This is a genomic window from Hymenobacter arizonensis, from assembly GCF_900115775.1.
Taxonomy (GTDB): Bacteria; Bacteroidota; Bacteroidia; order Cytophagales; family Hymenobacteraceae; genus Hymenobacter; species Hymenobacter arizonensis.
The window spans coordinates 1-13,581 of sequence record NZ_FOXS01000011.1 but is presented as its reverse complement, the minus strand read 5'-3'; the positions used below and the strand labels follow the sequence as shown (position 1 = coordinate 13,581).

Annotated in this window: 11 protein-coding genes and 1 pseudogene; 4 read left to right on the top strand and 8 right to left on the bottom strand. The window is 55.8% G+C overall.

The window, feature by feature from the left end:
* Nucleotides 1-64: 64 nt before the first annotated feature.
* Complete coding sequence (locus BMZ66_RS24000) at nucleotides 65-751, bottom strand: exopolysaccharide biosynthesis polyprenyl glycosylphosphotransferase (RefSeq protein WP_092678927.1); 687 nt, start codon at nucleotides 749-751, stop codon at nucleotides 65-67.
* Between the two features lie 665 nt (nucleotides 752-1,416).
* On the opposite strand from BMZ66_RS24000, the gene BMZ66_RS23995 reads away from it, so the two are divergent.
* Nucleotides 1,417-2,658 carry a WcaI family glycosyltransferase gene (locus tag BMZ66_RS23995; protein WP_092678926.1) on the top strand — a complete coding sequence of 414 codons (1,242 nt, stop codon included), beginning with the start codon at nucleotides 1,417-1,419 and terminating at the stop codon, nucleotides 2,656-2,658.
* 381 nt (nucleotides 2,659-3,039) lie between these two features.
* Nucleotides 3,040-3,327, top strand: coding sequence for a hypothetical protein (locus tag BMZ66_RS23990; protein WP_092678925.1), 288 nt, complete (start codon nucleotides 3,040-3,042; stop codon nucleotides 3,325-3,327).
* A gap of 326 nt (nucleotides 3,328-3,653) precedes the next feature.
* On the opposite strand, the gene BMZ66_RS23985 is transcribed toward BMZ66_RS23990, so the two are convergent.
* The 5 genes from BMZ66_RS23985 to BMZ66_RS23965 all read right to left on the bottom strand — a co-directional run bounded on the left by BMZ66_RS23985 (nucleotide 3,654) and on the right by BMZ66_RS23965 (nucleotide 8,468).
* Entirely contained in the window at nucleotides 3,654-4,601 is a 948-nt protein-coding gene (locus BMZ66_RS23985; protein ID WP_092678924.1) for a phytanoyl-CoA dioxygenase family protein, read from the bottom strand.
* An 85-nt stretch (nucleotides 4,602-4,686) separates the two neighbouring features.
* Complete coding sequence (locus BMZ66_RS23980; RefSeq protein ID WP_177204900.1) at nucleotides 4,687-6,132, bottom strand: capsule assembly Wzi family protein; 1,446 nt, start codon at nucleotides 6,130-6,132, stop codon at nucleotides 4,687-4,689.
* A 205-nt stretch (nucleotides 6,133-6,337) separates the two neighbouring features.
* Entirely contained in the window at nucleotides 6,338-6,841 is a 504-nt protein-coding gene (locus BMZ66_RS23975) for an XrtX-associated membrane protein (protein ID WP_143080429.1), read from the bottom strand.
* On the bottom strand, nucleotides 6,828-7,406 hold the full coding sequence (xrtX, locus tag BMZ66_RS23970; protein ID WP_143080428.1) for an exosortase X: 579 nt from the start codon (nucleotides 7,404-7,406) through the stop codon (nucleotides 6,828-6,830). Before xrtX ends, BMZ66_RS23975 begins: the two co-directional genes overlap by 14 nt.
* Before the next feature lie 375 nt (nucleotides 7,407-7,781).
* Complete coding sequence (locus tag BMZ66_RS23965) at nucleotides 7,782-8,468, bottom strand: exopolysaccharide biosynthesis polyprenyl glycosylphosphotransferase (protein WP_092678920.1); 687 nt, start codon at nucleotides 8,466-8,468, stop codon at nucleotides 7,782-7,784.
* A 745-nt stretch (nucleotides 8,469-9,213) separates the two neighbouring features.
* Here BMZ66_RS23965 and BMZ66_RS23960 point away from each other — a divergent pair.
* Nucleotides 9,214-9,405: a hypothetical protein gene (locus BMZ66_RS23960; protein WP_143080427.1), complete on the top strand. Its 192-nt coding sequence runs from the start codon at nucleotides 9,214-9,216 to the stop codon at nucleotides 9,403-9,405.
* Between the two features lie 77 nt (nucleotides 9,406-9,482).
* On the opposite strand, the gene BMZ66_RS23955 is transcribed toward BMZ66_RS23960, so the two are convergent.
* The gene (locus BMZ66_RS23955) at nucleotides 9,483-10,151 is read right to left on the bottom strand and encodes a recombinase family protein (protein ID WP_092678918.1); all 669 of its coding nucleotides are present in this window, start codon (nucleotides 10,149-10,151) and stop codon (nucleotides 9,483-9,485) included.
* 88 nt (nucleotides 10,152-10,239) lie between these two features.
* Nucleotides 10,240-11,043: pseudogene (locus BMZ66_RS23950) on the bottom strand (IS5 family transposase); the annotation flags it as partial.
* Nucleotides 11,044-12,630: 1,587 nt separating this feature from the next.
* Between BMZ66_RS23950 and BMZ66_RS23945 the strand changes: the two are divergent.
* A complete protein-coding gene (locus BMZ66_RS23945; RefSeq protein ID WP_092677092.1) occupies nucleotides 12,631-13,581 on the top strand; it encodes an IS481 family transposase in 951 nt (316 codons plus the stop codon).

Genomic DNA, 13,581 nt, shown 5'->3' with positions numbered 1-13,581 from the left:
GCGGGATTCAGCACGATGCTTGCGCCTGCGGATTGTTAAGCGGGGTGGGGGGGTGTTGGCGGGTCTAGCAGGCCTTTTCGTCGGGTTGGGCCATCTGCCAGACGGTGAGCAGCACGATCTTGAGGTCGAGCAGGAAGGACCAGTGGCGGATGTACTGCAGGTCGGCGTTGACCCGCCGGGCCATGCTTTCCACCTCCTTGGTCTCGCCCCGGTGGCCGCAGACCTGGGCCAGGCCGGTGATGCCGGGCGTGACGGCGTGCCGGTCCATGAAGTTGTCGATCACCTGCGCGTAGTCCTGGGTGTGGCGCAGCATGTGGGGCCGGGGCCCGACCACGGACATCTCCCCGCGCAGCACGTTGAGGAACTGCGGCAGCTCGTCGAGGCTGGTCTTGCGCAAAAACGCGCCGACCTTGGTCACGCGCTGGTCGCCGCGGCTGGCCTGCCGCTCGTCGGCCTCGGCGTTGGGGGCCATGCTGCGGAACTTGAGGCAGTAGAAGGGCCGCCCGTCCTTGCCCGTGCGCAGCTGCCGGAAGAAGGTCGGGCCCTTCGAGTCGAGCTTGATGAGCAGGGCGATGAGGGGCACCAGCCAGCTGAGCAGGAACGCCACCACCAGCAACGAAAACACCAGGTCAAACGCCCGCTTGCGTAAGAATTTCCCCAAAACAACTTTGTTCCGCGTTCGGCGGGGTTCGAGCACTAGCGAGTCGTGCAGTCCGGTCAGAAGCGCTACGCTATTGTAAATGTGTAGCATGCAGTGTTGCTATTGAGTGAATAAACAGTACGTTTCCCGCATCAATATTACAATTGATATTTACTATATTCAAAATAAAAATTAAAATAATTTATGGTATAATGATATAATATAAAAATAATGGCTTTTATCCTATGCCAAAAATGACGAGGTAGAGGTGGCAGCTTCAACCTTGCATTGAGTTCTGTTTGGCTGAATCTGGGAGCAACTACATGCCGAAAAGGTCGTTTCTTGGCCTTTATTTGAGGCTAAATGGTTGTTTGGCTAAGCTGGTGTCTCTGCGCAAATCATATCAGTTCGCCAAGTTGTTTTCGCTCATGAGCAAGGAGTATATACCGAGAATGCGCCGGCGAAAAGCCGTTTCCAGCAGGGCACCGAAGGCTGTCTAACCAAGCCAAGCGGGGCTCGGTATTGCCGTCCTGCTGATGGTTTTCAGGGCGCAGTGGAGCCCACGCGGAATGATTGAGACAAGCCTGATGTCCTTGCTCACCGACATGGGGCACATGCCTAAGCTGGAAAAGCTTGCTGGAGGCGAACACTTTGCGGCCCATCCGTACCAACTCGGGGGTGACCTTCGGATAATTCCGTACACTGGCCGTTGATGACCTAGCCTCCTTTTAGTGGAATAGCGACTAACTTGACTCCCGAATGCTGAGAATGGGTCAATGAAGAAAAGAATACTGCTTATTGGTTATAACTATTTTCCGGAACCCACGGGCATTGGCAAGTACAATGGGGAGATGATGGGCTGGCTGGCTCAAGCCGGTCATGCTTGCAGCGTGTTAACCACTTACCCTTACTACCCTTATTGGAAGGTACAGGAGCCTTATGCGAATAAGCGTTTTTCCTTCACGACCGAGACCCAGGTCCTAGACTCAGGGGCCAGCGTGCGGGTGCACCGGGTCCCCATGTATGTACCGGAGAAGCCCTCGGGCCTTAAACGGATCATCCAGGATTTTACCTTCACCCTAACTGCTTTTGTCCGACTGCTGGGCTTGTTCACCAGGACAAAGTTTGATTGTGTCATCGTAGTGGCCCCATCTTTTCAGTTCGGATTGCTGAGCGTGTTGTGCAAAAAGGTATGGGGCGCCACGTTCGTGTACCACATCCAGGACCTGCAGATTGAAGCGGCCCGGGACCTGCGGATGATTCGATCCGAGCGGGCGATCAACGCCTTGTTCGCCATCGAAAAGTTTATCTTCCGGCAAGCCGATTTCATCACCACCATCTCGGGAGGCATGGTGGACAAAGTGCGGGAGAAAGCGAACAAGGAAGTCCTGCTGTTCCCCAACTGGACGGATGTAGACGTGTTCAGTCCGTCGCCGCAGCGGGGGGCTATCAAGCAGTCGTTTGGATTTGACCCTACTGATCAGGTGGTGTTGTACTCCGGGGCGATCGGGGAGAAGCAGGGCCTGGAAGTGATTCTGCGCGTGGCCACCGAGTTCGCCGGGCAGCCCCGGGTGAAGTTTCTCATATGCGGGTCCGGTCCTTACAAGCAAAAGCTAGAGGAACTGGCCGGGGAACTGAAGCTGGAAAACGTGCTGTTTTTTCCGTTGCAGCCCAGCGAGCGGTTTAACGAGTTTCTCAACTTAGCCGATGTGCACTTGGTCATTCAAAAGGCCAACGCCAGCGACTTGGTCATGCCCTCCAAGCTAACCACCATTTTATCGGTCGGGGGAGTGGCCCTGATAACCGCCAACCCCGGCGCGGGCCTCTACGAACTGGTGCACCGCAACAAGATGGGCATATTGGTGGAAGCGGAAAGTCTAAGCGCATTGAGCGCAGGACTCCGCCAGGCCTTAAACCAAGATAACGCGGAAATTGCCGCTAATGCGCGTGCTTACGCCGAGCAGCATCTTTCCGTTAAGAGTGTGATGAATGCTTTCGCGGCCACTGTTCTGCGGTAGGCGCAACCGGCAAGGCCGGGCCAAACTATAATAGCTAAGCTGTTCCTTAATAGTGGGCTAACTGACTCAACATAATCCGCAAGCCCCTGTTCCAAGAACACCGAATCCTTAACGCTTGTACGTAATAGGTTCAACCTAAGCATTGACCAGCATCGCACCTCGAACAAGGAACCTAAGGCCTTTCAGCAAACCTTATACGGCTACAAATGCATTGCTTTACGAAAATCTGTCACCTAAAATTAATCATTGGATTGGTCTGAAAGATTGATTTTGCAAACAATAACTTCGTATAGGTAATTGAATTAAGAAAACTGCGATTTTGTAACTACCATAGATTGTTGCTTCTTTGTATTCACATCCTAGTAAAACCCTTTTTCAATAATGGCTATAGATCTCGCCCAATTACAACAGGTACTGGACAACGCTCAAAAAGCTGATGCTTTTAAAGCGGATGTTAAGCGCGCGCTGCGTAGAGTTTCTTCCTTGCTCAGTAATTTGCAGAGTGCTGTTGAAGACGCCGAAGCTTTATTAAGTGACGATTACGTTCCTGCTACGAAGGAGCGCAAAATTCGCGCGCCCCGGGAAGCAGGAGAGGTGGATGAGGAAGCGCCCTATGGTAGAAAGAAAGATGGTACGCCCAAGAGCAAACCAGGGCGAACGAAAGAATAACCGTTTAATGTAAACCAACAGAAAAGCCCGGCCAAGTTAACTTGACCGGGCTTTTCTGTTTGAAAGTGCGCGAGGTTTACCGATCCTCATTAGTGAAGCATTGGCAGTAAAGCACTGTTGGTGCTCCGACTCAGCAAGATTATATTCGTTAAAGTACTTCCTTGTTTAAACGAGCGCAAAAGGTCGCCTTGCTGAATGGGCGTGGTTTTATTAAAAGCAGTTAACTGCTACTGGTTAATGGTTTCGCCCCTTTCAACTGGGTAGCTATTACCTCCCCCTCCTCTGTCTAACTGCTTATAAATTTGGCGTCTATCGTTATGAATGTGCTATAAGCGTTTCAAATTTTTAAGCTTGTTTAATATACCCCCGGGCAGCACCTGCTTGATTGTGTGGAGAAGCAAACCAAAAATCATCTTAGGAATAATATTTCTTTGTAATGCCCACAGATCGCTTGGCAACATCGTGCTTATGGATGTCTGAGGAAATGCTTGGTAAGTGGCAGGAATACCAAACCCTAAATAGTTTAGAATAGCTGGACTGGTATCGTTAACAAACGAGGGGTTGATTAGTAGCTTCTCACCATGACCAACATACTCGTTCGACAAAGCGTCAACTTGAAATAGGAACGTAAACCGCCGATAGCCGGGGTGGGCAAAAGGTTCGGCGCGATGAATTAGGTGGGAATTACACATAATCAGTGTTCCTCTTGGCGCCTGTACCGAAACAATGTTTCTCCCGTGGATGGTGTGAATATAATGGTCCGAAAAGAACCTTTCGTTGTGCTCCGCTGACCATTTGTGAGAACCTGGAATAAGTTGAAACGGGTTGATGTTCGCTACATCAGATAGATATAATAGGAAGAGTATCCCTGGTAGACTGTGTTTCCCTTTGAAAGTGACGCCTTCCTGCAAGTTGTTGTCCGTATGCCAGGGTACATGAGCTTGGGTATGCGTTTCGTATAAGCGCTGATTACTGACTTTATGAGGCCCATCAAAGAAAGAGCGGGAGATGGCCCTTATGGTTTCATCCGTCACTAGGTCATAGCAGGACTTGGAGGCGGCAAGGGTATGCGAATGGAACCTCATCCTACTAGCGTACACCACCCCAACCTCGTTGTTGTTTACCAAATATTCTTGCGCACTAATCAGGCTTAGCAACTCATCGATTGTCGCTTGGGGAACCGCGTTTTCGATGATGTGGTATCCTTCGCCTTCCCTAAGCTTATCCGCTATAGTAGATGCAGGGATTGAGCTCAAATTAGTAGATAAATTCATGTGATTTGCTTGGAATGGAATCGAGCTTGAGAAGGTCAGCGGCTTACAAAGTCACAAATTGAAGGTAGAATAGCAAGCCAGCTTATTACCTTATAAACCATTCCCATCGGAGCAGACCCGCTGTGCTGCTTGCTAAATTACCAAAATCGCTTCCGACGGCTACGGTAACGGAAAAATGAGAGAAGTGAAAGGGTAGTTCGAGCAGCAAATGCGTTTGTTGTTTTGCCGGTGTGAAATAGGCGTCGTTGTAGTAGTTGCCGTAGTGCTGCACATGGGTAGCCAGCAGCCGATAGGATAACGTAGGAGTTAGCGTGCCCTTCAGTCCCACGTGGAGGCCCGCGATGCGATTGCTCACCACGCTCCAGCCTCTGAGTACGTTGGCATCCAACGGAATTCCGTACCGTTCGGCAGTCTGGCGGTTGAGAAACAGGGGCGTACCAATGATGCGATTCTGATACTGCCAGCCCATCGTATAGGTGCCGTTGTTATAATAGTTATCGCGTCCCTGGTAGATGATGGGGCCCCCTTGGTGTTTGGTGTAGATGCCTTCCACCACCACTTGCTGCAAGAGGCCGCGGTGGTGCGCTTCCCAGCTTAGGCCCACGAGCCGGTCGCTGCTGAAGATCTTTAGCCCCGCCAACCGGTCCCGCTTATTGGTGTTGCTGCTGTCGCCAACGCCTTTGTCGAAGATGGTTTGCGTGTACAGCCGCCACGTGGCCTTGTCCTGACGAAAGGCTATCCCGAAATCCGGGATGAGCAGGTGATTGCCCACCGCGTTGGCGACGTCAATGGGGCCTTGCTGGTAGACGGGGTCGCCGGCGTTGCCGCTGGCGCCGGCGAGGATGCGCAGGTAGTCCCTGAACCGGCTGGGGGCCCGCCCCGAGGAAAAGGTGCCCCCCCACTGTGCGAAGTGCGTAAGCCCGCCGTAAGCCGTTAACCGCTGCTTGCCGAAGCGCAGGTATAAGGATTTCTGGTGCAGAAAAGCGCCTTTGATGTCGGGAGTATCCCCCAGCCAGCCGTGGGCGAACTGCCCTTTGAACTGCACCCATCCGCGGGTAAAGGGCACGGCGGTGTACTCGGCCACGGCCAGCTCTGCTTTCGGAATGGGCAGCGCGTTGCCGCTGATGCCCAACGAGCCACTGGAGAGGGTGGGGTCTACCCCACCGGTCACCTCGCGGTAGCGGCCGGCCCGCAGGTGCACCGCCCAGTAGCCGACCTCGGCGTACAGTTCGGGTAAAAAAGTGCGCTGCAAGTGGTCGTGGTTGGAAAGCGCGACGCCGTACCCGATATAAAGGCTGGGGGGGTGAGGCGTCGAAGCGCTTGCCTCGGACCGTGGCTTTTGCGCCAAAGAATGTTTGTTGCGCAGCCGTAGATAAGTAGCGGCGTCATACTGCCGGTCCGTCAGCGTGCCGTAGCGATTGGCGGTTATCCAGAGCGGCTGGTACGCTTTCGTGGCCGCAGTGAGTGTGGTTCCTACCACTACTTTCAGCGAGTCGGTAAACTGAGCCGCAACCGGGTGAGCAAGTAGCAACGGTAAAACAAGGAAGACGTTCCGCATAAGAGCCCTGTGAAGACGTGAATACGCACTGTTGGGCTACGAGCACCGCGCCTGAGTGGCGGGGATCTCATTCGAACAGCTAATCAAGCCCGGCCGCCGGCCCACCAGCCGGGGGCTGCGGCCCTTGTCAACCAGCACCCTCCACAAAATGCCGTTTACATTCAATAGAAGGCCGTTGTCAAAAGGGCTGCTTATGGGGTAAATACCACCGCAGCAAGGGCACCAACCCGATCACTGGCAAAGGCGAGACGATAAAATGGATTAACTGACTGCTGAGTTGTAGTAGCACTGAGCTGCCAAGTTGGCCCGCACCTAGCAGCACTACGAAGAGCAGAGTGGCGCCCCCATAGAAGGTTAGCGCTAGCCGTCGCTGGGAGGCAGCCGGCAATACCAGCCACAACAGCGCCAAGCAGGTGCCAACGTACAAGGCGCCGTAAATGAGCACGGCCGGCGCGTCGCGGGCGGTATTGGTCACCTGCCCCGAAACTTGGCTTACCATCGCGGCGGAGTCCCGTGGGGAAAGGCCCACCCCAAAGAACGCCTGCCGCCACACCTGGCCCAACACGGCGTACAGCGCTTCATTGTTGAGCGTCGCGACAAACAAGGCCGCAATAAGTACGATCGCGCCCGCCATGCGCGCCACGCGCCGCAGGCGGCGGGCCCGGGGCTTACGCGTAAGCACGAGGGGGCACCGCACGGCTGAGGGGCCCGCCTTCCACGGGGCCAGCCAGGCGGGTGGCCCACCACACCCACAGCCAGCCAATGAACCAGTACATTAGGAAGGCAAAGGTGTAGTGGTGATTGAAATCCAGGGTCTGGTAGGAGTAGTAATGATTGAGGCTCATGGCTACGAGGCGCAGCACGTTGACACCATAAATCAGCGCCACGCCCAAGGGAACAAACCAGAGTTTGTGCCGGGAGGAGGTGGGGAACGCGAGAACGAACCCGCTAAACAAGGTGTACAGGACCATGCCGTCGCAGTAGGGCGCAATGAACACGGTGGGCTGGTTGCGTAAGAGAATCAGGTTCCACTGGGCGCTGGAAACGGTGGCTTCAAACCCCAGCCCCCGCAGCACCGCCACGCTGTGGGCAACCAGTGCGCGGATCAGGGCCGTATCCAACCGGCCGTCAGGCGCCAAGTATCGCTCGTACCCGAAAAACCACAGCAGGTAAATGGCCCCGGCTACCAGCGTAAAGCGCAATAAAGGATTGTGCGCGAACCACGCACGGGCAAGCAACCGATTCATGGCGTTGGGAAAGGGCGCAACATAAGCAAATATTTGCGTAATCAGCAACGGTTACAGAGCCCAAACCTTTTTGTGGGGTTGGCGCGCCCATCGTACGGCGTAGGCTATTTCACCCGGCAGGAGCAGCGAGGCCCCGCCGCCGATCGGTGCTCCGGAAGCACCACAGCTTCCGTTGCCCTTTGGGCATGTGCAAATAAGACAGGGGCCAAGGCAATGAAAAAACAAACGCGGCGGTGCCCAGCAATGGAACCTTAGTGGTAGCTTTTCTTTATAAGAAAAGGAAGAAAGAAGACTTAAGGAGTGCTATTAGAGCGGGATTCAGCACGATGCTTGCGCCTGCGGATTGTTAAGCGGGGTGGGGGGGTGTTGGCGGGTCTAGCAGGCCTTTTCGTCGGGTTGGGCCATCTGCCAGACGGTGAGCAGCACGATCTTGAGGTCGAGCAGGAAGGACCAGTGGCGGATGTACTGCAGGTCGGCGTTGACCCGCCGGGCCATGCTTTCCACCTCCTTGGTCTCGCCCCGGTGGCCGCAGACCTGGGCCAGGCCGGTGATGCCGGGCGTGACGGCGTGCCGGTCCATGAAGTTGTCGATCACCTGCGCGTAGTCCTGGGTGTGGCGCAGCATGTGGGGCCGGGGCCCGACCACGGACATCTCCCCGCGCAGCACGTTGAGGAACTGCGGCAGCTCGTCGAGGCTGGTCTTGCGCAAAAACGCGCCGACCTTGGTCACGCGCTGGTCGCCGCGGCTGGCCTGCCGCTCGTCGGCCTCGGCGTTGGGGGCCATGCTGCGGAACTTGAGGCAGTAGAAGGGCCGCCCGTCCTTGCCCGTGCGCAGCTGCCGGAAGAAGGTCGGGCCCTTCGAGTCGAGCTTGATGAGCAGGGCGATGAGGGGCACCAGCCAGCTGAGCAGGAACGCCACCACCAGCAACGAAAACACCAGGTCAAACGCCCGCTTGCGCAGCAGAGGACCTAAGGCAGCTTTGTTCTTCGCGCGGTAAGGTTCGTGGATAAGCGAGTCGTGCAACTCGGTCAAAACGCTTACACTGTGATAGACGTGTAACATACGCAAAGCATAAAAAAATTTAAAGGAATATTATACCAACACAATATTAGTTGCCAATTTCGATTATTTCCAAATAAAAGTGATAAATTTTTGAGGAATATTGATACAGTGCAAATTTTATTAAAACTGTCATACGGATTTCCTGAACGCGGTAGCGTTTAGCCTCTATCAACTGTTTATAGAGAATGGTTGGATTCCCATTGCTGTTCAATTCGGAATGGTCATGGGATTACTATCTTGCTGCAGTTCTGCTCTTTGAATTTCGAGTTTGCCCGTAGTACCCTGACCTGAAGCCTTACCCGCGCAGCTCTTATTGCATCGTCCATTGCCATGGCACTCACCCGCCCTTGTAATGGGAGAAATGACGGAGATCGGCCCTGCCGGCTCGCTTTACCGAATCGTTGGCCGTAGGATAGGCTTCCCGCAACAGCGGCATTTGTCTCTCCACCGATGGAAAAATCGTCAGGATAGTGGCTAGCCTTCTGTTGAGCCTAGTCGGTTGGCAACCGTTCGCTTGGTTGATTCGACTGCTCCTGACCCCCACCGGGGTGCCCACCCAGGGAGGCCACTGCTGCCGCAAGCGTTAAGCAGGTTATCCTTGAATTATCCTTAGATTGCGTTTCGTTCGGCTGTCTGATGATGGAAGAACGCGTTTTGTGTAGAAGATGCCTTCCCCTGCACAACTTGCTGCGTAAAACGTTTCATTCGCTCTTCTCCCCAACCGCTACTCTAACGTACCCCCTTGGTGAATTTATCCTACCAGATTCGCTTGGTGAAATACAGTGTAATTATTCTGCTCTGTGGATTGGGGGTTGGCTACGCGGTGTTCCGTTACTTGCCGACGTGGGTATTCGTCGTCTTCGTTCTCGTCAACCTGATGGCTTACGCCGTCGTGCGGGGGGGCTCGCGCCGAACTGATCGCCACGAGGACGAGTAAGTCATTGTCATTTGTTCTCGCTCAGTTGTTGGTCGCGAGCCGCCGCCGTTGAATTTTCGCGCCATCGGACTTCGTAGCTATTCTCCCGCAGCCGGGTTGGGGAGGAGCAAGCGGTGCACCGTGCTCTTGCGAAACGTCCGGCCCCGGCTGGTACGGTAGCCGTGCTCGTTTAATTCCTGCGCAATCGCTGCCAAGGTCATCCCGTCGCGCCGTAGCAAGGAGGCCAGGCGGCGGGCCTGTTTGTTGGGCACGGCCTCCTGGGCGTTGAGGCGCACCATCGCCCGGCCCAAGGCCCGGGAGGCCGCCGTAAAATTTTGGGGCTGGCCCAAGGTAAACCCCCGCGCCTTCTTGGCCGAGAGCCCCCGCTTGGTGCTCTCGGAAATGTCCTTGGCGGCTTTTTGCGCCACCGCCGCCAGGATGTTGATGGTAAACTCGTCGGCATTGGGAATGTCGCAGGCCTTGAACCGCACCTTCTCTTCCATGAGCTTCGAGGTGAAGTACACGCTCCGCGCCAGGCGCGACATCTCGGCCACAAGCAGGGTGGCCCCGAGCCCCCGGGTCTGCACGATGACCTTGGCCATTTCCGGGCGATTATTTTTTCGTCCGCTTTCCACTTCGATGTATTCAGCTAGGATGCGGTCGCCGGGCTGCAGGGAGCGGTGGGCAATCAAACGCTGTCCTTCGAGACCGAGGCCACTCAGGCCTTGGCGTTGGGTGGACACTCGCAGGTAAAGAATGTAATCCATTCGATTCAGAATAGGCTCAAAATTACTAATATTTCATGTTAAAGACAAGCCTTGTTTGCATAAATCTAATTTAGCCCGCTAGACGTTGTTATGCACTTGGGAGCAAATTAAGGGTGGCGGCTTTGGTGAGCATGAGCCCAACAAAGGCGAGGTAGTGGAGTTGCTGCAGGTTCACGGCCAAGCGTTCGTAGTCGCGGGCAAGGCATTTGTAGCGGGCGCTCCAACTCAAGCTGCGCTCGACGACCCAGCGGCGGGGCAGCAGCACGAAGCCGCGCTTGGCCTGCCCGAGCTTGACCACGTGCAAGTCGATGCCGTGGGCTTCGGCGGCTTGGGCCGGGGCGTCGCCGGTGTAGCCCTGGTCGGCATAGGCCAGCGTAACGCTCTGCCCCGAGGCCACTTGCACCTCTTCGGCGAGGGCGCCGACCCGGGCCCGGTCTTGTTCATTGGCCGGCGTGATGACCGCGGCGAGCAGGTGGCCCAGCGTATCAACAGCCACGTGGACCTTGCTGCCCTTGCGCCGCTTGGCCCCATCATAGCCGGCGCGTGCGCCGCTTTCGGGCGTGCTTTGCAAGGTGCGGGAATCAAAAATCACCGTGCTTGGCTCCGCTGGCCGCGCTTCGTTCAGCCGCAGCACCTGCCGCAGGTCGTCGGTTAGCGCTTCAAACACGCGGACGTCGCGCCAGCGGGCCCATTGCTGGTAGCACGTGGCCCAGGGCGGCAAATCATGGGGCAAATACCGCCACGTGCAGCCCGTGCGCACCACGTAACGCAGCGCGTTAAATAATTCGCGCAGTGGATATTGGCGTTGGGCCGCGTCTTCGCGCACTAGTAGTAAATACGGCAACAGAAAAGCCCATTCGTCATCGGTGACGTCACTCGGGTAAGCGCGGCGAGTATTTTCCCTACCCGCTAATTTCGCTCACAAGTTCATAACACCGTCTAGGTAATTCAGCGCATCACTATTGCGGCGGTGCAGAGCATCGACACGCATACCTACTGCCTGAATCCTAACGGCCCAGCCAAACGCTAAACGTCTTCTTCTCTGGCCTAACTGCCCGCACGGAGGCAGCCAGTTCGCGCAAGCGCACCTACTTTGCTTTGGGCTAAGACACAGCAGCGGGGTGGCTGGAACTGGCCGTCTGCACGATTCTGATGGGCCCGGGGCCTAGTGTGCCGCCGAGTGCCGCCCCGGCGACACAGTGGATTTTTTAGGAAGCGGGCGGTAAATTTCTAGTAGACCCTACTGCACCTTCCCATGCCCTATTAGGTGATATTGGCAGCCAAGTACTTAGTATCGGTTCAAGATCAAGCTTGGCCCTTGTCCCGTCGGGGCGTGCCGTAGGCGACATGCGTGGCCGGTTGTCGCCTGTTCCAGGGTAATCCCACTGTCCTACTGGCCTTCTATAAACCAAGCCCTTCCGGAAATAAGCCACCAGCTTAGCTAGAACACTAAAGTAAGGGTTGCGAGTTGGGGACTGGTCTGAAAGGGAACATTGTCGCTCAGCAGCAATGCCCTGCCCGCGTGTGCCGACTACTGAACTCGTAGAAATGCAGGAGTAAACATAGTTTGATTAAACGCTTCAAACTGGGTGAGCACAGTGATGCTGGCCACGGGTGCATGTCATACCCGTGGTTTCAATTCACTCCATAAGCTGCCCACCGAATTCATGAGCTTGACTCGACTGGGTGGGCTTGGACTGTTAAAGGAGCCGGTTCGAGGCGCAATGCAGCCCGTGCGTCGAGTCATGGGTGCGCGGCATAAATGCTTTCGGCTGGAGCGCGTAAAGCCCCGGTGGGGCGGCCCACAGGCGCTGGCGTCCCACCCGGTGGCACTTTTTCCGCAGTGCTATCAGGTGACGGCGAGTTTCGTAAACAGAGCTGATGAACACCAAAGACCTTGAACTGCATTTCCCAAGCCTGCTCTGGCTGAATTATGGCTTGCTGCTGAGCCGGCTGCCACGAGTAGTACCCCGCGCGGCTGCTCTGCCAACTGGCAGAGCAGCCGCGCGGGGTACTGGGCCCGATTGACTTGATGAAACGGTAATGGCTCATTGGTCCGGTGTCTGCGAGATAACGCGGCTGAAACGTTATGCTGGCAATGGGTTTTTGAAATTTTCAACTCCTGCGCTTGTCATCGGGTCAAGACTCACAGTTGGTGTAGTTCGGCGGTGGTAGCCGGGTCGAGGTTAGCACCGTCCCCGACGGCTACAGGCGCTTGAGCAGCTTGTTGCCACTTGTAGAGTAACTTATAACTGATACTTATGGCGCGGCGGACAAATTGGAGCGGCTTTCGTTCGCTAAGCTCGGGGCTTCGATACGAAAGGAGGTATCATAGGTGCGCCGTCGAGGCAGTATGGAATGTAGAAGAAAATTAAGGCGCTATTCTTTTCAACTTTATCTGACCATCTCATATTTTAACTAGGTGTATAGTCCCAAGGAGTGATGGTGTATTTTCCGGGCTGGAATTTTGCACGAACCTATGGGACAAGTACTCCACGGCAGCGCCCGCACAACAGCGGCAGTACGGCGCGCTATCCAACACAGCCAGGAAAGCCTACAAAGCTTAGCTGCCCGCTACAGCATCAACCCCAAAACGGTGGCCAAGTGGCGCAAGCGCCCGACTACAGCCGATGCGCCCATGGGCCCCAAGCCGGTATCGACGGTGCTCAGCGCCGAGCAGGAAGCCATCGCCGTGGCCTTTCGTCGGCACACCTTGCTGGCACTCGATGACTGCCTGTACGCCCTGCAGGCCACGATTCCGCACCTGTCCCGCTCGGCGCTGCACCGCTGTTTCCAACGCCACGGCATCAGTCGCCTGCCGCTGAACGAGGACGGGCAGAGCCCGCCGAAAAAGAAATTCAAAGACTACCCCATCGGCTACCTGCACGTCGATTTCGCCGAGGTCCAGACCGAGGAAGGTAAGCAATACCTTTTTGTGGCCATCGACCGCACCAGCAAGGTGGCGTTTGCCGAATTACATCCGCGTGCCAAACGGGTCGCCGCGGCCGAATTTCTGCGGCGCGTGCTCGACAAGCTGCCCTACAAAGCGCATACCGTGCTGACCGACAACGGGGTGCAGTTCACGCCCCAGCCGCACCAATTTCTGCCGGGTGGGCACAGTTTTGACCGCATTTGCCGCGAATATGGTGTCGAGCATCGTCTCACGAAGCCAGCTCACCCCTGGACCAACGGCCAGGTCGAGCGCATGAACCGCACCATCAAAGAAGCCACCGTCAAGCGCTTCCACTACCAGAGCACCGACGAGCTCAACGAGCACTTGCAAGCCTTTTTGCTAGCCTACAACCACGCCAAGCGCTTGAAGACGCTACGCGGGCTGACCCCACATGAATTCGTCTGTGCGCAGTGGCAAAAGAACCCGACTATATTTACCCGAAACCCGACCCACCTCACGCTGGGACTATACACCTAG

Excerpts from the sequence above, each read along its gene's own strand:
- BMZ66_RS24000 (WP_092678927.1), bottom strand. The coding sequence starts at position 751 with ATGCTACACATTTACAATAGCGTAGCGCTTCTGACCGGACTGCACGAC.
- BMZ66_RS23995 (WP_092678926.1), top strand. The coding sequence starts at position 1,417 with ATGAAGAAAAGAATACTGCTTATTGGTTATAACTATTTTCCGGAACCC.
- BMZ66_RS23990 (WP_092678925.1), top strand. The coding sequence starts at position 3,040 with ATGGCTATAGATCTCGCCCAATTACAACAGGTACTGGACAACGCTCAA.
- BMZ66_RS23985 (WP_092678924.1), bottom strand. The coding sequence starts at position 4,601 with ATGAATTTATCTACTAATTTGAGCTCAATCCCTGCATCTACTATAGCG.
- xrtX (WP_143080428.1), bottom strand. The coding sequence starts at position 7,406 with ATGAATCGGTTGCTTGCCCGTGCGTGGTTCGCGCACAATCCTTTATTG.
- BMZ66_RS23965 (WP_092678920.1), bottom strand. The coding sequence starts at position 8,468 with ATGTTACACGTCTATCACAGTGTAAGCGTTTTGACCGAGTTGCACGAC.
- BMZ66_RS23955 (WP_092678918.1), bottom strand. The coding sequence starts at position 10,151 with ATGGATTACATTCTTTACCTGCGAGTGTCCACCCAACGCCAAGGCCTG.
- BMZ66_RS23945 (WP_092677092.1), top strand. The coding sequence starts at position 12,631 with ATGGGACAAGTACTCCACGGCAGCGCCCGCACAACAGCGGCAGTACGG.